At 55.1% G+C, this 25,316-nt stretch carries 25 protein-coding genes and 1 pseudogene; 6 read left to right on the top strand and 20 right to left on the bottom strand.

All coding sequences use genetic code 11. The annotated features are described in order from the left end of the window. From AB4P97_RS10390 to AB4P97_RS10375, 4 genes are all read right to left on the bottom strand, one after another. The gene (locus AB4P97_RS10390) at positions 1–492 is read right to left on the bottom strand and encodes a hypothetical protein (RefSeq protein ID WP_395602603.1); all 492 of its coding nucleotides are present in this window, start codon (positions 490–492) and stop codon (positions 1–3) included. A gap of 214 nt (positions 493–706) precedes the next feature. Then, positions 707–1,348 (bottom strand): DUF1345 domain-containing protein, encoded by a 642-nt coding sequence (locus AB4P97_RS10385; RefSeq protein WP_042559322.1) that lies wholly within the window; start codon positions 1,346–1,348, stop codon positions 707–709. Between the two features lie 142 nt (positions 1,349–1,490). After that, entirely contained in the window at positions 1,491–4,592 is a 3,102-nt protein-coding gene (locus AB4P97_RS10380) for an efflux RND transporter permease subunit (RefSeq protein ID WP_042559321.1), read from the bottom strand. Between the two features lie 15 nt (positions 4,593–4,607). Beyond that, positions 4,608–5,765 carry an efflux RND transporter periplasmic adaptor subunit gene (locus AB4P97_RS10375; RefSeq protein WP_042559320.1) on the bottom strand — a complete coding sequence of 386 codons (1,158 nt, stop codon included), beginning with the start codon at positions 5,763–5,765 and terminating at the stop codon, positions 4,608–4,610. 263 nt (positions 5,766–6,028) lie between these two features. Here AB4P97_RS10375 and AB4P97_RS10370 point away from each other — a divergent pair, with 263 nt between their 5' ends. After that, positions 6,029–6,730, top strand: a complete 702-nt coding sequence (locus AB4P97_RS10370) for a response regulator transcription factor (RefSeq protein WP_042559319.1) — start codon at positions 6,029–6,031, stop codon at positions 6,728–6,730. Between the two features lie 4 nt (positions 6,731–6,734). Further along, positions 6,735–8,036: an ATP-binding protein gene (locus AB4P97_RS10365; protein ID WP_047301387.1), complete on the top strand. Its 1,302-nt coding sequence runs from the start codon at positions 6,735–6,737 to the stop codon at positions 8,034–8,036. 119 nt (positions 8,037–8,155) lie between these two features. On the opposite strand, the gene pncA is transcribed toward AB4P97_RS10365, so the two are convergent. The 5 genes from pncA to AB4P97_RS10340 form a co-directional block, all read right to left on the bottom strand. Further along, positions 8,156–8,782, bottom strand: a complete 627-nt coding sequence (gene pncA, locus AB4P97_RS10360) for a bifunctional nicotinamidase/pyrazinamidase (RefSeq protein WP_395602602.1) — start codon at positions 8,780–8,782, stop codon at positions 8,156–8,158. Between the two features lie 49 nt (positions 8,783–8,831). After that, complete coding sequence (locus AB4P97_RS10355; RefSeq protein WP_395602601.1) at positions 8,832–9,590, bottom strand: anti-sigma factor family protein; 759 nt, start codon at positions 9,588–9,590, stop codon at positions 8,832–8,834. Next, on the bottom strand, positions 9,590–10,039 hold the full coding sequence (locus AB4P97_RS10350) for a sigma-70 family RNA polymerase sigma factor (protein ID WP_395602933.1): 450 nt from the start codon (positions 10,037–10,039) through the stop codon (positions 9,590–9,592). The genes AB4P97_RS10355 and AB4P97_RS10350 overlap by 1 nt, the downstream gene beginning before the upstream one ends. 78 nt (positions 10,040–10,117) lie before the next feature. Continuing rightward, entirely contained in the window at positions 10,118–10,345 is a 228-nt protein-coding gene (locus AB4P97_RS10345) for a hypothetical protein (protein WP_115146907.1), read from the bottom strand. A 181-nt stretch (positions 10,346–10,526) separates the two neighbouring features. Then, the gene (locus tag AB4P97_RS10340) at positions 10,527–10,862 is read right to left on the bottom strand and encodes a DUF2834 domain-containing protein (protein WP_395602600.1); all 336 of its coding nucleotides are present in this window, start codon (positions 10,860–10,862) and stop codon (positions 10,527–10,529) included. Positions 10,863–11,223: 361 nt separating this feature from the next. Between AB4P97_RS10340 and ilvA the strand changes: the two are divergent. Beyond that, positions 11,224–12,207, top strand: a pseudogene (gene ilvA / locus AB4P97_RS10335) (threonine ammonia-lyase, biosynthetic); the annotation flags it as partial. Between the two features lie 30 nt (positions 12,208–12,237). Here ilvA and AB4P97_RS10330 read toward each other — a convergent pair. Both AB4P97_RS10330 and eco read right to left on the bottom strand, forming a co-directional pair. Further along, positions 12,238–12,543, bottom strand: a complete 306-nt coding sequence (locus tag AB4P97_RS10330; protein WP_042559313.1) for an NIPSNAP family protein — start codon at positions 12,541–12,543, stop codon at positions 12,238–12,240. 21 nt (positions 12,544–12,564) lie between these two features. Next, entirely contained in the window at positions 12,565–13,050 is a 486-nt protein-coding gene (gene eco / locus AB4P97_RS10325) for a serine protease inhibitor ecotin (RefSeq protein ID WP_042559312.1), read from the bottom strand. A 371-nt stretch (positions 13,051–13,421) separates the two neighbouring features. Here eco and AB4P97_RS10320 point away from each other — a divergent pair, with 371 nt between their 5' ends. Continuing rightward, complete coding sequence (locus AB4P97_RS10320; protein WP_042559311.1) at positions 13,422–13,691, top strand: DUF1652 domain-containing protein; 270 nt, start codon at positions 13,422–13,424, stop codon at positions 13,689–13,691. Here AB4P97_RS10320 and AB4P97_RS10315 read toward each other — a convergent pair. Together AB4P97_RS10315 and AB4P97_RS10310 are read right to left on the bottom strand one after the other, a co-directional pair. Beyond that, positions 13,688–14,086 (bottom strand): hypothetical protein, encoded by a 399-nt coding sequence (locus AB4P97_RS10315; RefSeq protein ID WP_042559310.1) that lies wholly within the window; start codon positions 14,084–14,086, stop codon positions 13,688–13,690. The two genes, AB4P97_RS10320 and AB4P97_RS10315, sit on opposite strands and share 4 nt — an antisense overlap. A gap of 89 nt (positions 14,087–14,175) precedes the next feature. Next, entirely contained in the window at positions 14,176–14,445 is a 270-nt protein-coding gene (locus AB4P97_RS10310) for a DUF2790 domain-containing protein (RefSeq protein ID WP_395602599.1), read from the bottom strand. Positions 14,446–14,939: 494 nt separating this feature from the next. Here AB4P97_RS10310 and AB4P97_RS10305 point away from each other — a divergent pair, with 494 nt between their 5' ends. Then, complete coding sequence (locus tag AB4P97_RS10305; RefSeq protein ID WP_042559308.1) at positions 14,940–15,236, top strand: hypothetical protein; 297 nt, start codon at positions 14,940–14,942, stop codon at positions 15,234–15,236. A 286-nt stretch (positions 15,237–15,522) separates the two neighbouring features. On the opposite strand, the gene AB4P97_RS10300 is transcribed toward AB4P97_RS10305, so the two are convergent. From AB4P97_RS10300 to tssI, 7 genes are all read right to left on the bottom strand, one after another. Further along, on the bottom strand, positions 15,523–16,185 hold the full coding sequence (locus AB4P97_RS10300; RefSeq protein WP_395602598.1) for a hypothetical protein: 663 nt from the start codon (positions 16,183–16,185) through the stop codon (positions 15,523–15,525). Positions 16,186–16,225: 40 nt separating this feature from the next. After that, positions 16,226–16,996, bottom strand: coding sequence for a PoNe immunity protein domain-containing protein (locus tag AB4P97_RS10295; protein ID WP_395602597.1), 771 nt, complete (start codon positions 16,994–16,996; stop codon positions 16,226–16,228). A 5-nt stretch (positions 16,997–17,001) separates the two neighbouring features. Next, positions 17,002–17,943, bottom strand: a complete 942-nt coding sequence (locus AB4P97_RS10290; protein WP_395602596.1) for a PoNe immunity protein domain-containing protein — start codon at positions 17,941–17,943, stop codon at positions 17,002–17,004. 156 nt (positions 17,944–18,099) lie between these two features. Then, positions 18,100–18,492, bottom strand: coding sequence for a PoNe immunity protein domain-containing protein (locus AB4P97_RS10285; protein WP_080896023.1), 393 nt, complete (start codon positions 18,490–18,492; stop codon positions 18,100–18,102). Between the two features lie 177 nt (positions 18,493–18,669). Further along, positions 18,670–19,623 carry a PoNe immunity protein domain-containing protein gene (locus tag AB4P97_RS10280; protein WP_042559304.1) on the bottom strand — a complete coding sequence of 318 codons (954 nt, stop codon included), beginning with the start codon at positions 19,621–19,623 and terminating at the stop codon, positions 18,670–18,672. Beyond that, on the bottom strand, positions 19,620–21,239 hold the full coding sequence (locus tag AB4P97_RS10275; protein ID WP_047301369.1) for a hypothetical protein: 1,620 nt from the start codon (positions 21,237–21,239) through the stop codon (positions 19,620–19,622). Before AB4P97_RS10275 ends, AB4P97_RS10280 begins: the two co-directional genes overlap by 4 nt. Beyond that, positions 21,236–23,527, bottom strand: a complete 2,292-nt coding sequence (gene tssI, locus AB4P97_RS10270) for a type VI secretion system tip protein TssI/VgrG (RefSeq protein ID WP_395602595.1) — start codon at positions 23,525–23,527, stop codon at positions 21,236–21,238. Before tssI ends, AB4P97_RS10275 begins: the two co-directional genes overlap by 4 nt. 374 nt (positions 23,528–23,901) lie before the next feature. Between tssI and AB4P97_RS10265 the strand changes: the two genes are divergently transcribed. After that, positions 23,902–25,203, top strand: coding sequence for an OprD family porin (locus AB4P97_RS10265; protein ID WP_042559301.1), 1,302 nt, complete (start codon positions 23,902–23,904; stop codon positions 25,201–25,203). The last annotated feature ends 113 nt before the right edge of the window (positions 25,204–25,316 follow it).

Genomic DNA, 25,316 nt, shown 5'->3' with positions numbered 1-25,316 from the left:
TTATGCAACGAGGCGAGGCTTGCTCGAAACCGAAATAGCTCCCTTCGCGTTAAACCTGATTTGAAGAGTGATTTCTTTTTGCTTGTCATCGTCCCGATTCTCAAGGATGACGTTTTCCAGGTTTCCGAAAAGAACTCGAGCAGGGGCTTCGTATACAAGAATCGCTGTTCCGGAGCGTTGAGTATAAATAACGGGGTTCTCAGGATCGCTGTTGTCGGCGAATGTGATGCGAACCTCATGCGAATCAGGTGCCAGAGAGTAAGTGCTGCTTGGTAATCCTTTAGTGAACGAAAGTGTAAGCTCCTTCGTTGCGAACGTCGGCGCAGGGCCGCGTTCACGAGCAAACATGACGTGTGCAGTCCCATGCGGCGGTGGGAAAACCTGTTCCGAAAGCTCCACAAGTCTGGCGTTAAAGGGCTCTGTACCATTTATAGTTCCTTCACAATTACCCGTACCGACTTCATTTCTTCGCTTTGTAATTTTGCTGGTCATTATTGCGGTCTCCATGTCATGACGAGATATCCCGCTATTAAACGAAACTTCCGGGATGAGGCTATAAAACCGTTTATATTCGTTGCTTGTAAACTGTAAAGCTTGACAGTTTACAATTGGGGGAAAGTGTGATTTTTGCTGTTTCGGGGCCAGTTGTTTATTGTTCGATTTTCTGATGGCGTTAATCCTATGATTTTATTGAGGATTACAGCCTTCAGCCAAACAGTCCCGCCGCAATATTGATCGAAAACCCAAGAATCGCCGTGTTGAACACGAAACCGATCAACGACTGTGCGAGGACGATTTTGCGAATGTCCCGCGTCGCCACGCCGACGTCGGCGGTTTGCACCGCCACGCCGATGGTGAAAGAGAAGTAGAGGAAGTCCCAGTAGTTGGGCGTGGTCAGCCCTTCGGCGAAACGCAGTGCGGGTTCCTTGCCGTCCCAGGTGTAAAACAGGCGTGCATAGTGCACAGAGAAAATCACCCCGATCAGCAGCCACGAACCAATCACCGTCAGGGCGGTGAAGCCGTAGTGCATCAGTTTGTGAGTGGTGTCCAGATCTTTGCTGCCGGCCAGTTCGAAGGTAATGGTGGCGAGGCTTGCCAGCGCGGCGATGCACACCACGAACAACACCAGGCCGGCATTTTCATCTTCGACTTCAGCGATGCGCCTCACGTCCGGGGCCTTGGAGCGCGCGGTCAGCCAGAGCATCAGGATCAGGTAAGTCCATACGCCGGCGTTCCAGCCGTAGAGGATTTTGCTGACGATGGAGTCGACGGGGGAAATCAGGCCCACGGCGAGGCCGAGCAGGGCAGCTGCGGAAAGGCGAGGGTGGGTGCGGGCGAGCAAGCGCATGGGGACTCACTTTGGTGGTCGATCCCTGCACCATAGCGCACGCCATGTGGCTTTTGTAGGAGCTGCCGAAGGCTGCGATCTTTTGATCTTGTGTTTTAAGAAAAAAATCAAAAGATCGCGGCCTTCGGCAGCTCCTACATGTTTACACGTGGGGTTTGGTGAATCGTTTTACGAGCTTCATGACGACGACGAAGAATACCGGAACGAAGATCACTGCCAACGTTGCGGTGATCATCCCGCCGATAACCCCTGTACCGATCGCTTGCTGGCTCGCCGAACTGGCGCCGGTGGCAATCGCCAGCGGGACCACGCCGAGGATGAAGGCCAGCGACGTCATCACGATCGGACGCAGGCGCAGGCGGGCGGCTTGCAACGTTGCATCGATCAGGTCGTGACCTTCGTCGTACAGGCTCTTGGCAAACTCGATGATCAGGATCGCATTCTTCGCCGACAGACCGATGATGGTGATCAACCCGACCTTGAAGAACACGTCGTTGGGCATTCCGCGCAGCGTCACTGCCAGCACCGCACCGAGTACCCCCAACGGCACCACCAGCAACACCGAGGTCGGAATCGACCAGCTCTCATACAGCGCCGCCAGACACAGGAACACGATCAGCAGCGACAGGCCGAGCAGAATCGGTGCCTGACTGCCGGACAAGCGCTCTTGCAACGACAGGCCGGTCCATTCTTGCCCCAGACCCTTCGGCCCCTGTGCGACAAGACGTTCAATCTCGGCCATGGCCTCGCCGGTGCTGTGACCGGGTGACGGTTCGCCGGAAATCGCAATCGCCGGATAACCGTTATAGCGGGTCAGTTGCGCCGGCCCTTGAATCCAGTTGGCCTGGACGAATGCCGACAGTGGAACCATTTTTCCGGCATTGTTGCGCACGTGCATTTTCAGCAGATCATCGACCTGACTGCGTTGATCGCCTTCAGCCTGCACCACCACGCGCTGCATACGTCCCTGATTGGGGAAATCATTGATATAGGCCGAGCCCACGGCAGTAGACAGCACGTTGCCGATGTCGGCGAACGACACCCCCAAGGCATTGGCTTGCTTGCGATCCACTTCGAGTTGCACTTGCGGCGCCTCGGCCAGTGCGCTTTCACGCACATTCATCAGGACCGGACTTTCCTCCGCGGCTGCCAGCAGTTCCCTGCGTGCTTGCATTAACGTTGCATGACCGAGGCCACCGCGATCCTGCAAACGGAACTCGAAACCGCTGGACGTGCCGAGACCGTCCACGGGCGGCGGCAGAACCGAGAACGCCATGGCGTCTTTGATCTGGCTCAGGGCGATGTTGGCGCGGTCGGCAATCGAGCTGGCCGAATCTTCGCTGTCGCGCTGCGACCAATCCTTGAGTGTCGAGAACGCCAGTGCCGCGTTCTGTCCGCTGCCGGAGAAGCTGAAACCGAGAATCACCACGCTGTCGCTGATACCGGGCTCACCGGCGTTATGCGCTTCAAGCTGTTCGGCCACTTGCACCGTGCGGTTCTTGGTTGCGCCGGGCGGCAGCTGGATATCGGTGATGGTGTAACCCTGATCCTCGACCGGCAGGAACGAGGAGGGCAGACGCATGAAGCAAATCCCCAGGCCCACCAGCAACACGCCATAAATCAGCAGGTATCGCCCGGTGCGTTTCAGCGCATAACCGACCCAGCCCTGATAACGCACGGTCAGTTGCTCGAAACGGCGGTTGAACCAACCGAAGAATCCGGACTTCTCGTGATGCTCGCCCTTGGCGATTGGCTTGAGCAGTGTCGCGCACAGCGCTGGCGTCAGCGTCAGGGCGAGGAATGCGGAGAAAAGAATGGACGTCGCCATCGACAGCGAAAACTGCTGATAGATCACCCCGACCGAACCCTGCATGAACGCCATCGGGATGAATACCGCCACCAGCACCAGAGTGATGCCGATGATGGCGCCGGTGATCTGCGTCATCGCTTTGCGCGTGGCCTCCTTGGGCGACAGGCCCTCGGTGGCCATGATCCGCTCGACGTTTTCCACCACGACAATGGCGTCGTCCACCAGAATGCCAATGGCCAATACCATACCGAACATGGTCAGCACGTTGATCGAGAAACCCAACGCCAGCATGGTTGCAAACGTGCCCATCAGCGCCACCGGCACCACCAGCGTCGGAATCAGCGTGTAGCGCACGTTCTGCAGAAACAGGAACATCACCGCAAACACCAGCAGCATCGCCTCGCCGAGGGTGTAGATCACTTTGGTGATCGAGACTTTGACGAAGGGCGAAGTGTCGTACGGGATCTTGTATTCCACGCCGGCCGGGAAGTAGCGCGCCAGTTCATCCATCTTCGCGCGCACCAGCGTTGCGGTGCTCAGCGCGTTGGCTCCCGGCGACAATTGCACGCCGACAGCGGTGGACGGCTTGCCGTTGAGGCGTGTGCCGAACTGATAGTCCTGACTGCCGATCTCGACCCGCGCCACATCACCGATACGCACAGTGGACCCGTCCGGGTTGGCCTTGAGCACGATGTCGGCGAACTCTTGCGGCGTCGACAACTGGCCTTTGACCAAAATTGTTGCAGTGATTTCCTGCGTTGACGGGCCGGGCAAGTCACCGATGCTGCCCGCCGAAACCTGGGCGTTCTGCGCCACAATGGCGGCGTTGACGTCAGCCGGGGTCAGGTTGAAACCGATGAGTTTCTGCGGGTCGATCCAGATACGCATGGCACGCTCGGCACCGTACAACTGAGCCTTGCCGACGCCGTCCAGACGCTTGATTTCGTTCATCACGTTGCGTGCCAGATAATCACTGAGCGCAACGTCATCGAGCTTGCCGTCATTGGACGTCAAGCTGATCAGCAAGAGGAAACCCGAGGAGACTTTCTCCACCTGCAAACCCTGCTGGTTCACGGCTTGCGGCAAGCGCGACTCGACCACTTTCAGACGGTTTTGCACGTCGACCTGCGCCAGTTCCGGGTTGGTGCCCGGCTGGAAAGTCGCTTTGATCGTGGCGCTGCCCAAACTGCTCTGCGATTCGAAATAAAGCAGGTGATCCGCGCCGTTAAGCTCTTCCTCGATCAGGCTGACCACGCTTTCATCGACGGTTTGCGCCGAGGCGCCGGGGTACACGGCATAGATTTCGATCTGAGGCGGCGCGACGTCGGGGTATTGCGCCACCGGCAATTGCGGGATGGCCAGCGCACCGGCCAACAGGATGAACAAGGCGACCACCCAGGCAAATACGGGGCGATCAATAAAGAACTGCGGCATATAAAAGCGTCCTGCTTACTGACCAGAGGTCTGGGCAAGTGGAAGAGGGGTGTCGTCAATCTGCACCTTGTCACCGGGGCGGGCGTGTTGCAGGCCTTCAATAACGATGCGGTCGCCGGGCTTGAGTCCACCGGTGACGATCCAGCGATTGTTTTGCACGGCGCCCAGTTGCACCGTTTGCTCGGCTACACGCATTTGCTCATCGACGGTCAACACTTGCGCGATGCCTGCGCTGTCACGTTGCACGGCGCGTTGCGGCACGGTGATGCCGTTCTGGATAGTCGCCTGTTGCAGGCGCACGCGAATGAAGCTTCCGGGCAGCAGGTCGAGATCGGGATTGGGGAACTCGCTGCGCAAAATGATCTGGCCGGTGCCCGGGTCGACGGTGATGTCGCTGAACAGTAGTTTGCCCGGCAACGGATACAGGCTGCCGTCATCCTGAATCAGGGTCGCTTTGACCTGATCCTGACCGACTTCCTGCAATTGTCCGGAGCGGAACGCCCGGCGCAGTTCGTTGAGCTCGCGGGTCGACTGGGTGAGGTCGGCGTAGATCGGATTGAGTTGCTGAATCAGCGCCAGTGGCGTGGTTTCGTTCTGCCCGACCAGCGCGCCTTCGGTGACCAGCGCGCGACCGATACGACCGGAAATCGGCGCGATGACAGTGGCGTAACCCAGGTTCAATCTGGCCCGCTCCACCGCAGCCTTGTTGCCGGCGACGTCAGCGGCCGTTTGCCGGGTATTGGCGCGGGCGTTGTCATAATCCTGAGCGCTGATGGCTTTGTCGTCGATCAACTGGGCGTAGCGTTGCTCTTGCAGCTTCGCCTGAAACGCATTGGCCTCGGCCTTGCGCAACGCCGCTTCGGCGCTGTCCAGGTCAGCCTTGAACGGCGCCGGGTCGATGCGGAACAGCACATCGCCTTTCTTCACGTCGCTGCCTTCGCGAAAGTTACGTTGCAGTACGACGCCGGGCACACGGGCACGGACTTCGGCAATCCGCGGTGCAGCGATCCGGCCGCTGAGTTCGCTGCTGATCGACAGTGGGCGCGCTTCGATGGTTTCGATGCGCACGGTTGCTGGCGGTGCCTGGTCTTCGGCCTTCGAAGAAGAGTCACAGGCGCTCAGCGTCAGCGCCACAGCGATCAGGCCGAGCCCGGCCAGCAGTTTGTTCGACATTTACCACCCCCAATATTGATGCCCGCATCCTACGGGCAGTTGGCGAGAGTAGCGGTGAAGCTTTGTAGTCGCTGTGTGAAATTGTGTAAGGGTTTTACTCAGGGACGGGTGAGGGCGTATATCCTTAAGCCATTGAAATTTATTGCGACATTTAAAGCATTCGCGAGCAGGCTCGCTCCCACACTTGGAATGCATTCACTTGTGGGAGCAAGCCTGCTTGCGAATACGGTTGCTCGGTCGCCACAGCACTTTCTGGATCACCCATGCCCAATATCCTCCTGGTCGAAGACGACACCGCCCTCGCCGAACTGATTTCCAGCTACCTGGAACGCAACGGTTATTCCGTCAGCGTCATTGGTCGGGGCGACCATGTGCGTGAACGGGCGCGGGTCAATCCGCCGGATCTGGTTATCCTCGATCTGATGCTGCCGGGGCTCGACGGGCTGCAAGTCTGCCGTCTGCTGCGCGCCGATTCAGCGACGCTGCCGATCCTGATGCTCACCGCCCGTGATGACAGCCACGACCAAGTACTCGGCCTGGAAATGGGCGCCGACGACTACGTCACCAAACCCTGCGAGCCGCGGGTGTTGCTGGCGCGGGTGCGGACCCTGTTACGGCGCAGCAGTCTCGGAGAGCCGTTGACGGCCAACGACCGCATCATCATGGGCAATCTGTGTATCGACTTGTCCGAACGCACCGTGACCTGGCGCGATCAGCCGGTGGAACTGTCCAGCGGTGAATACAACTTGCTGGTGGTGCTGGCCCGACACGCCGGCGAAGTGCTCAGCCGCGACCAGATTCTGCAACGCCTGCGCGGCATAGAGTTCAACGGCACCGACCGCTCGGTGGATGTGGCGATTTCCAAGTTGCGGCGCAAGTTCGATGACCACGCCGGTGAGGCGCGCAAGATCAAGACAGTGTGGGGCAAGGGTTATCTGTTCAGCCGTTCCGAGTGGGAATGCTGATCTGATGTTCCGCATCCTGTTCCGTCTGTATCTGGTGACGATTGTGTCGTACAGCGCCGCCATCTATCTGGTGCCAGACCTGGTGGTCATGGCCTTTCGGGATCGCTTCGTCACCTACAACCTGGATTATTCCCGTGGTCTGCAATCGCTGATCGCCAAGCAGTTCCGAGCGGTGCCGCAAGATCAATGGCCTGCGCTGGCGGCGTCGATGGACAAGGACTTCCAGCCGTTGAATATCGTACTGGCGCCTATCGATGACGCTGAATTTACCGACATTGAGCGTGAACGGCTGCGGCGCGGCGAGAACGTGGTGCGCATCGGTGACTGGGGCTGGCGCACCCTCGCGGTAGCGCCGCTAAACGACAGCATGGCGGTGCAAATGATCGTGCCGCCGGATCCGATGGACGTCGATCTGCTGTACTGGAGCATCAACGTATTGATCGGCGCGACGCTCCTTGCCTGCCTGTTGATATGGTTGCGCCCGCACTGGCGCGATCTGGAGCGTCTCAAAAGCACCGCCGAACGCTTCGGTAAAGGCCATTTGAGCGAACGCACGAAAATCGCTCCAAGCTCCAACATCGGCGGCCTGGCGGTAGTGTTCGACACCATGGCCGGCGATATCGAAAAACTGCTTAATCAGCAGCGCGACCTCCTCAATGCGGTTTCCCACGAATTGCGTACGCCGTTGACGCGCCTGGATTTCGGCCTGGCACTGGCACTGTCCGACGACCTGCCGGCGGCAAGCCGCGAACGCTTGCAGGGATTGGTGGCACACATTCGTGAGCTGGATGAGTTGGTGCTGGAATTGTTGTCCTACAGCCGCTTGCAAAATCCGGCGCACTCACCGGAACAGGTCGAAGTGTCGCTCGATGAGTTCATCGACAGCATCCTGGGCAGCGTCGACGAAGAGCTGGAGTCGCCGGAAATCGTCATCGACGTGCTGTTGCACGGCCAGCTCGAACGTTTTTCGCTCGACCCGCGGTTGACCGCCCGAGCGATTCAGAACCTGGTGCGCAACGCCATGCGCTACTGCGAGAAACGCATTCAGATTGGCGTACAGGTTAACGCTGAGGGTTGCGAGATCTGGGTGGATGACGACGGCATCGGTATTCCTGACGATGAGCGAGAGCGGATTTTCGAGCCGTTTTATCGACTGGATCGCAGCCGGGATCGGGCCACGGGCGGGTTTGGGTTGGGATTGGCAATCAGCCGCAGGGCCCTGGAAGCTCAAGGCGGGACCTTGACGGTCGAGTCTTCGCCTTTGGGTGGGGCGCGATTCCGTTTGTGGTTGCCGACAGCTGCCTGAAACTCAAGTCCCTGTAGGAGCTGTCGAGTAAAACGAGGCTGCGATCTTTTGATCTTGTTTTTTAAGGATCAAGATCAAAAGATCGCAGCGTGCCGCAGCTCCTACAGGGGGCGCGTTGTTCAGGTCAGCTCGGTCGATTGAATCAGTCCAACGCCAGCACCCTGCATCCGGTCCATCGCGGCCGCCAGCGATCCATTCATGTCGATCGCCCGGCAAGCATCCAGCACTACAAACGCGTTGAACCCCGCCGCCCGAGCGTCCAGCGCCGAGTACATTACGCAGAAATCCAGCGCCAGACCGACCATGTAAACCGTGTCTATGCCGCGCTCTTTCAGATAGCCGGACAGTCCCGTGGTCGTGCGACGGTCTGCCTCCAGAAACGCCGAATAACTATCAATGTCAGGATTGCAGCCCTTGCGAATGATCAATTGGGCGTGCGGCAGGTCGAGTTCCGGGTGGAGTTCGGCGCCGGGTGTGGCTTGCACACAATGCTCGGGCCACAGGGTCTGCTCGCCGTAAGGCAACTCGATGACATCATAAGGCTGGTGGCCGGGGTGACTGGAAGCGAACGACGCATGGCCGGCTGGATGCCAGTCCTGGGCAATAACGACCTTTTTGAACTGGCGCGCGAGGCGGTTGATCAACGGCACAATATGATCGCCTTCAGGCACCGGCAATTGGCCGCCGGGAATGAAGTCGTTCTGAACGTCGATCACCAGTAAAGCAGCACGAGACGAAATGGGCATCGGTGAATCATCCTCGGAAAATCACTCGCTCAGCATAGAGCAGTCTGGGTCATGCACTTATGCGGCTTTTCAACAATTTTGCCTTGTCTGCCAGTGCCGCCGGGGCGTCATGGCCGATCAGCATCCAGGCATGCTCGCGCTCGGTCCAATACACCACATTCATACCATGCCGACTTTCATGCTCCAGCGGCCGGCTGCCGCTGTTCGAGCGGGTGACGCACAGCGCTAATGGCCGGTGCCTGGCATCCAGATAAACGATCTGCGCAATCGGCACACCGTCATATTCAAGCATCTGTGCGCGTTTGAATTCGGCGCCCGGCAGTTTCAACACGGCAGGCGAAAGACTCAGGCCCATTCGCGCATCGACCGTGCGCAACTGCGCGCGTTGTGTGGCTTCGTCGGCAGGCAAGTGGTCGAGCGTCTGCGGTCCATACAGCGCCATATAGTCGCCGACCAAGCCTCGCCACTCATGCGTTTGTTGCACCTGCCAGCCGAGAAACAAGCGGTCGGCGAGTACGCCACCGGCTATCAATGTTGCGGCGGCAGCACCGACAAACCAGCGCCGACTCAGTCCCGGGTTTTCTGGCGAAGGGATGGCATCCAGTCGTGCTTGCAGGCGATCGAGCGGTGCCTGTTGCGCCAGTTCATCGTAAGCGGCCCTGTACGGCAGGCTGCTGCGATTCAGCCACTGCACGCGCAGGTTCAGCAGCGGATCATCGGCGATGGCCGCGTCGAGTTGGCGGCGATAATCCTCGGCGACTTCGCCGTCCAGATACGCCACCAGTTGCTCATCCGAAGGTGCATTCATCAGCGATCCCCTTCGGTGGTTTTCGAGACCGCTTGCAGCGGCGGATACTCGGCGAGTTTGAGGCGGGCGGTGGCAAGACGACTCATCACCGTAGCGATCGGTACTTGCAGGATCTCGGCGACGTCGCGATACGACAGGCCCTCGACATAGGCCAGATACACCGTTTCGCGCTGGGTTTCGGGCAGCGCATCGACGCGGCGGATCACCTGCGCCGCCATGACGTGTGTTTGCGCCACGTATTCGCCGTCGAGCGTCATATGTCCATCAGTGTGTCCACCACCCTGACGCACACGACGGGCGCGTACTTCATTGAGCCAGGTCGAATGCAGAATGCTCAGCAACCAGAGATCCATGCGCGTCCCCGCGACGTATTGCGCAGCACGCTCCAGTGCACGCACACACGTTGTCTGCACGAGATCCTCGGCCACATGCCGATTGCGCGACAGCAGCAGACCGTAGCGCCACAGTCGTGCGAGGTGCTGTGCCAGTTCTGCTCTGAATGCCTGATCGCTGATGATGGACTCCGTTTATGGGTGTTCAGGTGCTTGATGAATCGATGTCAGTACGTTGGCACTCGGCAAAACGCCGCTGGTGAGCAGAACGCATTTCTGGGTCTTGCTGTCCCAGACCTGGCCTTTTGGACACTCGGGTTTCTGCACGGGATTCTTTTCATCGCCACTGGCCATGACCATTGGGCTGGACAGGGCGGCGGCCAGTAGCCACGGGGCGGCGAACATAACGGATCGGATAGTCATGGGCAAGGCTCCACGAAGGGACATGTCTGTGTTTGAAAAGCACAGAGCGAAATTTTCTTCATTGCATAGACAGTGACTGTTCAGGGCGCAGGTAAATTCAAGGAATATGGCGTCTGGCAAAATCCACGGTGGGAACGAGCCTGCTCGCGAAGGCTCATTCAGCAGCAACAAGTCATCCGGATCAGCTCGGTTGACGTGTATTGATCATGTTCTTCCGATCCCTCACACCACGAACCACCAGATACAACAATGGCCCGATCGACACAAAAACCGCCGTCAGCAACAAATAAGGCACCACCGACCAAACCGTCTGCCCACGCGAGCGGGCATCCCTGACCATCCAGACCCCGGCCAGCGTCGCCAGCAAATACAGATCAATCACCACTTGCGCGGTATCTGGCCGCGACATCAGGCTGATGCCGAAATCGATCAACGACTGCTCGGCCTGGAGCATCACCGAAACGGTGTAGCCGGTAAATGCGAGCAAAGCCGTGAGGGGCAGGGTGATAGACATCATGCGTTCATTCCTTGAAGTGATGAGGAGAATCGCCAGCCTATCGTTTGTGCCAGAAATTGGCCATTGACTTGCCATTAGCGCTCGGGCTAATTTTCAGCTCATGACTTCCACTGTGTTGTGTTGCCAGCCAAGCATTATTACCGCCATTCCTTATTTGGCGGGCTAGCTCACGACTGCAGCACCCAACCCGCCCTAGAGGCGGGTTTTCATTTTCTGTCTCCCGGGTTTTAACCACGAACACCGACCCCTGCAGGAGCTGCGGCACGCTGCGAACTTTTGACTTTGGTTTATAGAATCAAAGACAAGACCAAAAAATCGCAGCCTTCGGCAGCACCTACAGGACGGGGTTAGTCAGGAGACGATGATGAACGACCAGCAAGCCCTGCTTGAGCACTATGTAAAAAAGATCCTTGCCGCGCCGGTGTATGACATTGCTGTGCGCACGCCATTGCAGGCCGCGCCGGCATTGTCCGAAGCGCTCGGCAATCACATCCTGCTCAAGCGCGAAGACCTGCAACCCACGTTCTCCTTCAAGATCCGCGGTGCCTACAACAAGTTGGTGCAATTGAGCGACGAGCAGAAGGCACGTGGCGTGATCACCGCGTCGGCCGGCAATCACGCGCAAGGCGTGGCACTGGCAGCGCGTGAACTGGGCATCGCGGCGACCATCGTCATGCCGTCGACCACGCCTGAACTCAAAGTACTGGGTGTGCGAAGTCGCGGTGCCGAAGCACTGCTGCACGGCGAGAGCTTCCCCTTTGCCCTGGCACATGCGTTGAAAATGTCCGAGCAGTCAGGCCGCATCTTCGTTTCACCCTTCGATGACCCGGACGTCATCGCCGGACAAGGCACGGTTGCGATGGAAATCCTTCGTCAGCATCAAGGCGCACTGGACGCAATCTTCATCCCGGTGGGCGGTGGCGGTTTGATCGCCGGCATCGCGGCTTACGTCAAATACCTTCGCCCGGAAGTGCGCATCATCGGCGTCGAATCAGAGCATTCGGCGTGCCTGAAAGCTGCGCTGCACGCGGGGCAACGGGTAGTTTTACCCAGCGTAGGCACCTTCGCCGACGGCGTGGCCGTGGCGCAGATCGGAGAGTACGGGTTTGAAGTGTGTCGCTTTTGCGTAAATGAAGTCATCACCGTCAGCAATGACGAACTCTGCGCGGCGATCAAGAATATCTACGACGATACCCGCTCGATCACCGAGCCTTCCGGCGCGTTGGCGGTGGCGGGGATCAAGCAATACGTGAGGCGAAGTGGTGTGCGGGATCAGACCTTCGTGGCGATCGACTCAGGCGCCAACATCAATTTCGACAGCCTGCGCCACGTCGCCGAGCGCGCCGCTGCATGCGGCTTGCCGGCGTAATGGTGGTCAGGACAGCAGTGGGCGCAGGAAGCTGCGCTCGTAACTGATAATGAATTTCTTCTCGACCAGTGATTCCACCAGCGCGGTGCTCTCTGGGTCGGTCATCGCGATATGCCGGTAGCTTTCGTAATCCGCCAGCGACGGAAAACTGAATAGGCAGTAGGCGATATTGCTCGCACCCTCGGACGGCAAGAAGTAGCCGTGATGGGTGCCGCCCAGTCGCTCGACAATGCCGAGCCAGGCCTTGGCATACGCCTCAAACTCGGTCAATTGATAAGGGTCGATCACGTATCTGACGTGGCAGGTAATCACCGATGACGCTCCTTGCTCAGGTCATTCCTGAAGGGCAGTGCCGACTTTGTCCGAGGCGGACCAGATGCGATAACGCACTTCCACGTCCGACGGAGCGTAGACCACCACCGGCAGCTTGCTGTTGTAGCGCAGCATGAAGCCGTCGCCGACGACAGGTACGAACGCGCGTTTTTTCTGCGAGCCGGATGGGCAGGCCATCATCGTGCTCATCGGCCCGATCACTGTTTCCAGTCGGTAGAACGGGTAACCCCAGCCTTCGAGGTTCTTCTCGTCCAGCATCCCGCCGAGGCGTTGAAGATTGCAGTCCACTTCAAGGGTTTTGCCCGCGAGAATTTCGACCTGGAAATTCTCTTCCTTGTCCTGCTTGGGAAGATGAATGACCTGTCGGGTGAAGCCGGTCTCTGCCTTGGGATATGGCGCGACATCTTCCAGTTTGGCCGCTTGGGCGAGGCTGGACAGGCTGGCGATCATCAGGCCGACGGTCGCGTAAGCTTGGAAAGAACCCATAAAAGCCTCCTTGCAGGTGTAGTGTGGTTGAGCGCCATTCTTACTGTCACCGACGCTGAATGCAAACTGCGACCGACATGCAATTTGCAGTGCCTCGAGAGGCGATTCATGCAATTTGCAACTGGCTCAATGCTGGCCCTGTTGGCAAGTGCTTGATTTCACTAGGGTCAAAACGATCTGATGAGAGGCATGCTTTATGCGTCTATTTGGTGCAGCGTACCGGGTTCGGACGCCTACACTCCAAGAGGCATTTCGCCGTATCACCGTTTGCTACACCCAAGGAGTAAGCGGGGACACACCCGCGCAGGGGCAGCAAAAACGGTCAACGTGAAGAGTTGATTGGCAGTCTCATCAATAAGGAGAGGTTCACCATGTTTCTTTCTGCCTTGGAACTACGCAACATCATTGAAAGCAGCTTTCTGCCTAAACGTTGCCAATGCACGCTGTCGCCGGACTTGTCGATGACCGTCAAGGTTTTTGGCGATCACAAGACCGATCAGGTCGATCTGCTCGTTAGTGACATCGATGCCAGCCACCTCAATGGCTGTCGTGAAATCAACGACCTGATCGCCGGGCTGCGTTCGGAACTTGCGCAAAAAGCATTGCCGCAGCAGTACAGTCCACGATCCAGAGCCATTTAACGCACCGTTTCACCCAGTTCTACCGTCACGCGCCGGGCCTGCAAAAATCCAAGGCCCAGCGCGAACTCGACCAGCACCGCGAGCAGAATCCCGGGGCCGGCGTGGCCGTTCAGCCATTCAGCAAAACCCAGCACTGCCAAACCAAAACAACCTACGATAAACCCGTTGCTCAGCGCATTACGCCCAAGCGACGGCGGTGCCTTGCGCGCCAGATAAAACATCACTCCCAACGCCGCGAACAACACCGCACTGCGCCGCGCAACAAAACCCGCGACCCCGGAAGACTCGATGCTCCAGATGGCCAACAACATATCCGGCAAAAATCCCCAGACGATCGCCAGTAGAAAACACAACAAAGACGTGAAGCTCGACAACGTGCGAAACGACAACTGCATGGCGAATCCTTGCGGCAGTGAGGCGGGCCCCGAGCATAACCCCGGGAACCCTCCAAGCCTACTGCAACGCCGCAAATCAGACTTTTCTGTCAGTTCTGATAACTGCACGCGTCAGACAATTTCCGGTAGCTGATTTCCTGAGGCTGCCCGTTGCTATTGATGTACTTCATGTTGGCAGTGATCACCTTGCAATCCATCGTTGGCGGCTCGGTGAGCGACACCACTTTCGCCACATGCAGCGGCATACCGTAATGATAGGGAACGGCGCTGGACGAAGTGGACGTGTCATTGGCCTGGGCCAGCCCGGCGAACGCGGTAGAGGCGAGGGCGGTGGTGAGCATTAACGTGCGAATGTTCATGGTGCGACTCCCGTACGACGGATGAGAGTTCGGCGCGATGCAGCCGAACCTGCCGCACTGGGCGCCAGCGAGAGGCTGAGGGCGTGCGGTTCAGTAGAGTTTTTGACCACGACGTTAAGCGATGGTTAACCGAGTTGAATGCCGGCTGTCAGGGAGCGGGGCGATTTCCGCGGGAGGGAGTGCGGATTCCTACAAGGACAGATGCCTTGTCTGCTTTCGGCAGCTGGAGTGGGGCGGGTATGGTTCGGTGTCGCTGCAAAATCAGCGATTCGGGTTTGGTCACCTGATAACTTCCCCCATTGCAGATGTGCCGTCATTTGCGCTGCGGACATCTATGTCCTTGCGGTGCATTGCTGTGGCGGCTGTGTGCAGGACGCCTTCGGGCGAGCTGAGTTTGGGGTTGTTCTCGGTTGACCAAGCCTGCATACAGTCCGCCTCCCACTGTTTGGTCACAGTGTTGGCGGTTACTATCGCCCCAGTCTGAGTAACCACCTATGCCAATAATTAAACCGCTGCAAAACCGCTATCTCGCCCTCAACAGCAACGTTACCGAAAGTCCAACGCTGCTCATCGACACCGAAGCCAATCCCAAAGACATCCTCGAAGCCGCCGTCCAGCGCGTCCGCGCCTCGGCCGATCTACTCGAAACCCTGCATTGCCTCTGCTTCAAACACGCCGATGTCGAGGACATTCCGCACATTACGCATGCGTTGTACCTGCTGGTTCAGGACGGCAATGATTTACTGCAGGTTGCGCAGCAGCAGATGTTGAACTGGAAGGCGCCGGCCTGATACTCAACAGCAATTTTTAACAGGGAGTCAGGCGGGGCTCCCCATCAAATCGCTTGAGCAAAGCAGAATAGCCAGCGTCAGGTCCTCAGGGTGAGAACTCGCTTCTAATTAGCGCCTTGTTTGGCGCTGGTTTCTTGCATATTCCATCAGACAGTTTGGGTACACCATGTGATCTATTTTGCTGTAGTGGTAATGGGCTTTAGTAAAACCCGTTGATGTTTGTTTATTGCCAATCTTTCCCTGTTAACGCAAGAACGATACCCGTGTTTCGCAGCATTCATGTGTGCTATTCAAGCGCGGAGACAGGCACCAGGCTCAAAAACAACCCCAATCCTTGCTGATACGTGTCTGAGTCCATCAAACCGCTGTGTCGAGGGATGTGATAGGCCTTGCCCTTACTATCCAGTTTGGCGCAGGCAACGGAGTAGAAGTCGGGTGTTACCTTGAAGCGCACAATTTGCTCCCAGGCAAGCCCGCTTTTGGCGCCTTTGCCCTTTATTTTGATCAAGGTGAAACCACGGTCGTCGAACTCCAGGCGATAAGCGCCTTCAGCAGCCTTGAGCTTGGTTCGTAACGTTGATTCGATCAGGCGTCGATTTACGTTGTGAAAAGGCTTGCGAGGTTTCGCACGTTTATCGGCGATACGTTTGCGCAAACGACTAAGCAGTCGACCGGAATAGATCCACCAACACACAACGAAAATCACTGTGAAGAGCACCATGGAGATGAGTTTCTCCGGGCTCAACTCTCGCGAGGGGAAATAGATGGCCGCCATGCCGCCGATCAGCCCCAGCAAAAAAAATAGTGGTGCGAGCATGCGATCCTGTAAGCGAGCCACATAGCCTGACAACCGGGCCTGCAGTTGATCATCCTTGAGCATCTCCTGCTCAAGCAGTTTGGCGATTCTGCCCTGCGTATGTTCGGGGGTGATGGTGAATTGCAATTCCATGGGTGTTGAATCCGAAGTCCGTTTTCGATGAGTGTGAAGTTTACCGGTTTACATTGCGCCTGGCGTATTCAACCAAGTATTTTGGATACACCATGTGATCAATTTTGATGTCATCTATGTCGTACAAAAAGGCAATAGCGCCTGCCTCAATGGCCCAATAACCTACATAACTTCCATCTTCTCCCTGCAGATGAGTATCATGCCAAGGAGCTTGTTTAAAGGCTGGATACCATTGGCTGCAATATTTTTTTAAAAAGCTTGTGGCCTCTTCTTTTGTTTTTGCATATATGGCTTGCACAAGCGGAGAATAAACATCGTGGTACCATTGGTCTACATCAGTTCTGCCAGGTAATATTTTGCGGAGTAGATCTTCGTACAATGTATCGTCGCCCGCATACCCAGCATTATCTATCAACTTAACAAAGCGCTTAAGCAGGTCTGTTCGATGTAATGGAATGCAAAGGCCTATAATTTGAACGCATTCCTCATACTCGTGTGGCCAATCGTCTATTGCAAGTGGTGAAATTTCAGGAGATTGCTCAGATAAGGCTAGTGCCGCCTGCCGGATTTCATATTTTCCAACTAGATATTCAAGCTGAGGAGTCAGCGAGGATATTTCTTCGCCTGCTGTATACATGGCCATTAGCTTTCGAAGTGCTAAGCGCTGAGCAAATCTTGAGCGCAGTGTCGCTTCACCTTCGGGGGTGTCGGACTTGAATTTGGTGGTTTTTAAAATTTCATTAGCTTCGCCGTCATCTCTCAAGAAATTCTCGTAATGGGCGTAATTGAAGAGTTTTTGTCTTTTTCGCATATTTTTTATTCTTCGCCTGACCAATACCAAATAGTATCTCCCCAAGTGGATTCTTCATACTTCGGCATGATTTCACCTTGTAGGAAATGGCGACGAGAATCCGCTTCAGCCGGAGTAAACCAGTAGCCTTTTTTGCTGCATGGCTGACCGGAATCAATGCGTCCAGTCTGAGCCTTATCGGAAGGTTTATGGTTTCTTGCGTATTCAACCAAGTCCTTCGGGTAAACCATGTGGTCTACGTCTCGGTCATCAATGCCATACAGAAACGCCGCAGCTCCAGCTTCCAGAGCCCAATAACCACAGTAACTTCCTTCGTCACCTTGTTTGTGCGAATCATGCCATGGGGCTTGTTTGAATGCCGGATACCAATTTTCGCAGTATTTTTTCAATAGATTTGAAGCTTCATCTTTGTCTTCTTCGTAGATGGCAAGGACGAGGGGGGTGTAGACGTCGTGGTACCAACGGTCAACATCGTATCGATCGGGTAGAAGCTTGCAAAGAAGGTCTTCGTAAAGCGTATCGTCGCCGGCGTACCCTGCAGAATCAATAAGTGCAACAAAGCGTTTTAGTAAATCGGTACGATGGAGAAGTATGCATAAACTAAACACCTGGACGCATTCTTCATACTGATCTAACCAATCATCAATGATTAACGGTGTTATATTCGGGATGCCTTCATAGGTAGCCAGTTTTTCTTGAAGTGTTTCGTAGCTGTCGACAAGACTTTCCACCAATGGGATTAGAGTGTTTATTTCATTTCCGGCTGTGTAGCGGATAAGTATTTCTTTGAGTATCAATTTTTGGAAGTGACGAGCTCTCAGAGATTTTTCTTGGTTCTCTGAGTTCGCCTGAAAAGTATTTTCTTCGAAGAAAAAATTGGTCTTTTCCTTGTTTCTGAAAAAATTAGAATAGCGTGCCTCGCTCAAGAACTTCTGCCGTGTACTCATATCGATTCTCTTCCTGAAAGCCCCGGCGCCTTTATTCTTCAGTCGCCCAATACCAAATGGTTTCGCTCCATTTATAATCACTAAAACTAGGCGTCGTTTCACCCAGCAGGAAGTAACATCTCCAGTTCGCTTGTGCGGATGTATACCAATAACCAGTCATACTGCATGGTTGACCTCATCTATACGAGCAATTTGATATTCATTAAGCGGTTGATGGTTTCTGGCGTATTCGACTAAACCTTTTGGATAAACCATTTGATCGATTTTGCTGTCGTCAATGCCATACAGAAAGGCAACAGCGCCTGCTTCAAATGCCCAATACCCTACGTAGGTTCCTTCCTCTCCTTGAAGATGGGAGTCGTGCCAAGGTGCTTGCTTGAAGGCTCGATACCATTGCCGGCAGTATTTTTTAAGAAGTTTAGGCCGTTCGGCTTTGGTGCCGTTGTTCGCCCAGAACTCTTTGGTTTCGTCGCTGTAATCGCGAAAATCGAAATATCTGGCCTCGGTTAAAAATTCTTGTCTTCCGTTCCTAGTAGAGTTTTCACTCAAGGGTAAAAATTAGTATTGCCGATATTTTTCAGTGAAATGCTTTCAACTTGCTTTGACTTGGTTTTTATTTTAGTAATGTGCAGAATGATTCTGACACTATATCCAAGTGTGTTTTTCGCTCTCTTGCATTCTTCGCTCAGCGCCGGAAAATTAGCGCCGAGCGAACGGTAGAGCAGCTTATTCTTCGCCAGACCAATACCAGATCGTGTCGCCCCAAGCAGAATTATCAAACTTTGGCATGATTTCTCCTTGGTTGAAGTAACGGCGAGAATCGTTTTGAGCGGGAGTGAACCAAAAGCCTGACTTTATGCACGGTTTTCCCGCGTCCACTCGAGATGTTTGCGAGGAGCTTGATGATTGATAGTTTCTAGCATATTCGACTAAATCTTTAGGGTAGACCATATGACTGATCTTACGATCATCTATTCCGTACAGAAAAGCGACAGCAGCGGCTTCGAAAGCCCAATACCCAACATAGTTTCCATCATCATCTTCTATGTCTAAGTGGCTATCATGCCAGTTGGTTTGTAGTTTTCCGAACGCGGGGTACCATTCTTTGCAGTATTCAAGTAGCAGGTCGCTCGCTTCTTTTTCGTCATCAGAGTAAATTGCTTTCACTAGCGGCGAATAAAGTTCGTGATACCATTCATCAAGATCTGACCGTCCAGGAAGAATTTTGCGCAGAAGATCTTCGTATAAAGTATCTTCGTGTGCATATCCTGCGCGATCAATCAAGTTGACAAAGCGGATAAGTAAATCTTTTTGATGCAGTAATATGCATAGGCTGATAACTTGGACACACTCTTCATATTGCTCAGGCCAATCATCTATTGCTAATGGTGAAATGTCAGGTTCGCCGTCTTCCAAAGCTAGAGCATTCTGATAGATTTCATAGCAAGTTATAAGCTTTTCTAGCCTTGGGAGTAGCGTTTCTATTGGTTCCCCTGCGGTATAGCTTATCAGTAGTGCATTGAATGCAGATTCTTTAAAGTAGCCTGTGCGAAGAGCCTTTTCCTGTGCAGGGTTATCTGCCTGCATGGTTTCATTTTCCCAGCGGGATTCTGTTTCGTCATAAAGTTTTATGGATTTTTGATAGTAAGAGTCGAAAATGAATTTTTGGCGTCTGTTCATGCTGGTATTCTAGCCTCTTCTTTTAATACGTCCAAATTCCCATATTTTTTTCGTAATGAGGCTAATCGTTTATTAACGGCCTCTCTTACTTCCTCCTCGCCATAATGAAACCCGTCGTGATCGCGGTGAGTTTCTTCATGTGAACTTGCCAGCTGAGCGTCAGCATGCGCTTTGGGGCTGAGGCTCTTATGATAAAGAGGAGTGAAAAATAAGTGGCGAGTATAGGACTTCATGATGCTTTCTCGTAGTTCAATATTTTTTATCGCCAATGGTAGCTTTGATGTTATCCAAACGCGACTCATCTGAACTATGTGTTTCTTTGACTTTTCATCTGTTTTTTTATTGTTTTTGCCACTCGGAATGTTCTTGTCGTTAGTAGCTTTTGCATTGTCACTTGAGGTTTTTCCGCCTGATTTGCCACCGTATTTTCCGCCAGCTTTTCCACCTGCCTTTTGTTTGGCGGGTTTATTCTGATCTGCGTCATCCGTAATCGGTTCGAGAAGTTCAGAAGGATCCAGAACCCCGGAAAGTCCTAGCTTGGAAGCAATCTTTGGTTTTGAACCTTCAATTTTTTGCAGAAACTTAGGCGCGTCTTCCCGCTTGCTAGCTTTCGCTTCAACTATAGCGAATTTTTTATTATTGTTTGTACTTGGGTTCGCTCGCCAGATGGAGTCGATTCCGGTTCCATTTGCCCCATCTGTAAGTTTGTATAGAACATGTCTAGCCTTGGGGTTGCCACCTTTTGACAACTTTCCAAGCGTATCGCCGTTCGGTTTCCCGTCCAGCCATTTGCCTTCTGAACCTTTATCATGACCGTCCCACTTTTTTCCCCAGCCAAATTTCTCTGCGCATATATAGTCTGCGATATGCTCTCCGCACACACCTAAGCCCTCGTTGAGGATGTCTGCGGTGGCAACGGCTAGCTTCGTGTTAGCAGGCTGGTTGGAGTGAGCGGAACTTGGACCGTCTTTGCCATTTTTTGCTACGGTCGCGTCCTTGCCAGCAGGTTTTTCTACCCTCTTGGGGTGGGTAGATCCTGAAGATAATGCGGAACTATTACGTTGCATCCCTTTCCATTTTGTTAAGCGCCTTTCCACAATGCCGATCATTTCTGGCATGTTGTCGCGAGCGGTCGCGAGTACGGTGACAACTGCGGATTGAGCCCAGTTGGGCAGGCTTTGGAAAGCTGAAGAACCTTTTACCGCGCTAATGATGTCGTCAAGTTCACCTCGGAGCTTCGACGCGTTGAATACTTCTTTTAGCAACTCCTCCGGACTTGTCTTGATACCACACTCTTGCAATACAAAACGCAACAAATCAAATAGAACCGGGGCATAACGCTGAGGATCTTTATTGACTATGCGCATGCTTTTTTTCAGACCATCACCTGGTCCAGGAATCCAGCCGATAACTGCAAGGAGTAAATCAAATTTTGCTTCATCTTTACCGTCTGCAGTTTCCGCATTGTAGAGGACGATAGAGGACTCTACTGTGTCGTACGCGTCGATCGCTTGACCTAGAAAGGGTACGGCTCCTAAGGCAATACCCTTCGCAAGTTCGACTGCTGCCTCTTTATAAGCTGCTGTACGGTCTTCAGTTTGCGCTTCTTCACTCATGTCAGCCTCCCTGCGGCTTTCTCCACTAGTGCTTGTAAATCAACGTTGTCTGGATCGAGTCCAAGTTTTCGAATGTCCTCATTGACCTTTGCATCGCTACTTTGGACGATTTTCACTGGTTCGCGATCAAAAGGCCGCGGATCCTCGCCGTAATAGACTTTGGCCGGACCTTTCGGCACGTCTTCCAAACGGGCGAAGCCGTCATCGTCCAGCACGCCTTCACGGGTCGAGCCATCGGCAAAATCCACGCGATAAGACGCGCCCGGCACCGGTTCCAGATTGTCGTAGTGCAAATTCAACTCCAGCCACGTCGGATTGGCTTTGGCCGTTTCCATCAACTTGCCGGCAATGTCCGTTGCCGCCAACCCCGGAATCAACGGAATCAAAATCCCGATCCCGCTCCCCACCCCAGGCGCCCCCCCGGTATTAACCTTCACCTCAGCGCCACTAATCGTAACGCCACCCGCATCAACCTTCACAAAACTCCCGCCAGCCTTGGCGGTCAGCTCCATACCGCCCTCAACCACAACCTTGTCGCCGGCGTGGTAGTGGATTTCGGTGCCGGCTTCGACGAATTGAGCAGTCCCCACCTTCACATGCTGCGTCACGCCCACGGTCAAATGATCATCCGCGCGCATTTCGCTTTTGCGATCCAGATGCGTAATCCGGTGTTCTTCAACCTTGAACTCGCTCAGGGTGTTGGCTTCAACGGTGTCGTGTCGTTCGTTGCCCACACGAATCTTCTGGTCGTGCTCGATGTTTTCGTCCCAATCGCGTTGGGCGTGGATGTAGATCTGTTCGACGCCCTTTTTGTCTTCGATGCGAAATTCGTTGTAGCCCTTGCCGCCCGGCGAGCTGAGGGTTTTGAAGGTGCTGCGGGTTTTGTTTGCCGGCAGGTCGTAGGGGACGACGTTTTCCTTGTGGTACAGGCAACCGGTGACGAGTGGCTGGTCGGGATCGCCTTCGAGGAAGGTGACGAGTACTTCCATGCCGATGCGCGGGATGGCGATGCCGCCGTAGGCTGCGCCGGCCCAGCCGCTGGCGACGCGCATCCAGCAGGTGGTTTTATCGTCGGCCTGGCCGTCGCGGTCCCAGTGGAACTGGACTTTGATGCGGCCGTATTGATCGCAGTGGATTTCTTCGCCGGCCGGGCCGGTGACGACGGCAGTCTGGCTGCCGAGGACTTTCGGTTTCGGGTGTTCAAGGGCAGGGCGGTAGTGCGCGTCCCACGGGGTCGCGATGAAGCTGTTGCGGTAGCCCTGGTGAAAATCGCTTTTGTTGTCGGTGACGTCGCTGGTGACGTTTTCGCCGAGCACTTGCGGTTGTTTGCCTTCGTGGAAGACTTCCAGCAGCAGCCACATATCGTTCCACTCGGCGCGCGGGTGTTCGGCGAGGGTGAGGAAATGGCCGCTGGTGAGCGTTGGCTCGTCACCTTTGCCTTCGGCGAGTTTGTAGTCGCTGCGATGGCGTTCCAGCGCTCGGGTCGAGAGGAACTTGCCGCGCTCGCGGGTGGTGAAGCGGCCGGGGTAGTCGTAGTCCTCAAGGTCCGGAGCGAACTCGGACTTGACCGCGCCTTCGGGCAGGATCTTCGGTTTTTCGAAGTCATAGTCGCGGCGGCTGACGCGGGTGGTGCGGGTTTCCAGGCGCAGGTTGAAGCGCTTGATCACCGGTTTGTCGGCGCTCATGCCGGAGTCTTGCTGGTAGCTCACGGCCTTGAGTTTGCGGAAAACGGTCTGGTCGTCGCCGAACACCAGTTTGTGGCCGCTGCTGCTGTGCTGGAAGTGGAAGTGAATGCCTTCCTCTTCGCACAAACGCTGGATGAAATGCAGGTCGGATTCGTCGTACTGCACGCAGTAATCGCGTTCCGGATACTCGGCACTGAGCTGGAAGCTGTAGGCGTCGGCGAGGATGCCGCGATCTTCCAGCACCTGCGCGATGATCTTCGGCACGGTCAGTTGCTGGAAAATCTGCTGATCGTGGTTGTGCCGCAAATAGGCGAGTTGTGGCACCAGGCTGATGCTGTAGCGCGTCAGGGTTTTGCCGGAATCGCCTTGCTCGATGCGGTACACCAAACCGTGGATCGTGCCTTCGCCGGTGGCGCCGAAGGTCAGGACGCCGCGCTTGTGCAGCAGCTCTTCGAGCTTGAGGTCGGGGCGAGCGCTGACCAGTTCGAGGTCAAAACGGAACGGTTCGTTGAGGGCTTCGCGACCGGTGAAGCTCAGGACTTGCAGGTCAGCGGAAACGCCTTCGAGGGTGAGGGTGATGTGGGTTGCGTTGGCGTCCAGCATGCCTTGAATTCCGTCCGTTGAATAAGCAGGAGGTGGATGTTGCAGGATTAGACCGTCTCGTTCAAGGCGCAAATGCCGTACGTCCAGCCTGTGCGGGTTATAGGGAAAACCCTTAGGACGAACGTTCGGCCCAATAAAATCGGGTATTCCCCAAAAGCATGGCTCGCCAATCTGGAGGGTTCAAACGGCAGAGCGCCGAAGAATAGCCAGTCAGTTTCAGACTAAAGTCGCCTGTAGCACGTCAAAGCCATCTGCCATCATTGCGGCTCACCCCTGCGTGTTCACTTTCTCTCGGCGCTTCATTGATCCGGGACGGGAGCTATTTTTCTGGCTTATTGCGCGTTTGCGCAAACGCTTCAATGTTGGAGTTTTTCATGCGTCCCCCATTTTTTCTCATCACCCCGCGCCAGTCGTTTGGCTTCGGAGCCTTTGTGCTGTGCGCCGGTTTCACCGCGCAAGTGCAGGCCAGCGGATTTCTTGAAGACACAACGGCGAAAATCGAGTCGCGCACGGTGTACTTCAACCGCGATTTCCGTGATGGGCGCACGTCCAACGATCAGGGCGCTTCCAAACGTGAAGAGTCGGCGCAGGGTTTCATTCTCAATCTGCAATCGGGTTACACCGAGGGCACGGTGGGTTTCGGTATCGATGCGCTGGGCATGCTCGGCTTTCAACTCGATTCCAGCCCTGACCGCAGCAATAGCGGCTTGCTGCCATCGAGCGGCAACGACCCGCGCGGTTCGAAAGGCCAGTACGCCAAGATGGGCCTGACGGCGAAGGTGAAAGTCTCGGACACCGTGCTGAAGTACGGCGCGCTGCTGCCGGATCTGCCGCTGCTGAAGTACAACGACGGCCGTCTGCTGCCAACGATGTTCAACGGCGCGATGCTCACTTCAAAGGAAGTGAAGGATCTGACCTTTATGGCGGCGCGTCTGGACAAGTACACCGCGCGTGACTCCACCGATTCGCAAGACATCCGCGTGCACTGCAAGAACAAGCGCTACGCATGTAACACCACCGCCGACCATTTCGACATGTACGGCTTCGACTACAAGATCAACGAACGTCTGACTGCGCAGTATCACTACGCCGAACTTGAAGACATCTATCGTCAGCACTTTGTGGGGTTGTTGGGCAATCAGCCGTTGGGCAACGGTGTATTGAAAGCTGACTTGCGCTTGCTGAAAAGTGCCGACAGCGGCGATGCAAAAGCCGGCTCAATCGACAACCGTGCACTGAGCGGCATGCTGTCTTACGCCATCAGCGGCCACACTTTCAGTACTGGCTGGCAACGCATGAGCGGTGACAACTCGATGCCGTACCTCGATGGCAGCAACCCGTATCTGGTCAACTATGTGCAAGTCAACGACTTCGCCGCTGCGCAGGAACGCTCCTGGCAACTGCGTTATGACTACGACTTCAAGGCGATCGGCATCAACGGTCTGAGTTTCCTGACGCGTTATGTGAACGGTGATCACATCAAGGTCGTGGGCAGTGATCAGGAAGGCAAAGAGTGGGAGCGTGACAGCGAGTTGAAGTACGTGATTCAGACGGGGACATTCAAGGACGTGAGTTTACGCTTGCGTAACGCGACTTACCGGACGAATTACCAGCAGTTTGCCCGGGATGTGGATGAAACACGGTTGATTGTGAGTTACAACTTTTCCGTGTTGTAACCGTTGGATTTTCGGAATTTGACCCATCGCCATCGCGGGCAAGCCCGCTCCCACAGGGATCTCCAGTGAACACGGATTCTGTGTTCGATAGACGTCCAATGTAGGAGCGAGCA

This window comes from Pseudomonas sp. A1230 (assembly GCF_044218825.1).
GTDB lineage: Bacteria > Pseudomonadota > Gammaproteobacteria > Pseudomonadales > Pseudomonadaceae > Aquipseudomonas > Aquipseudomonas iridis.
The sequence above is the reverse complement of the archived record's forward strand: the minus strand, read 5'-3'. Positions and strand labels throughout refer to the sequence as shown.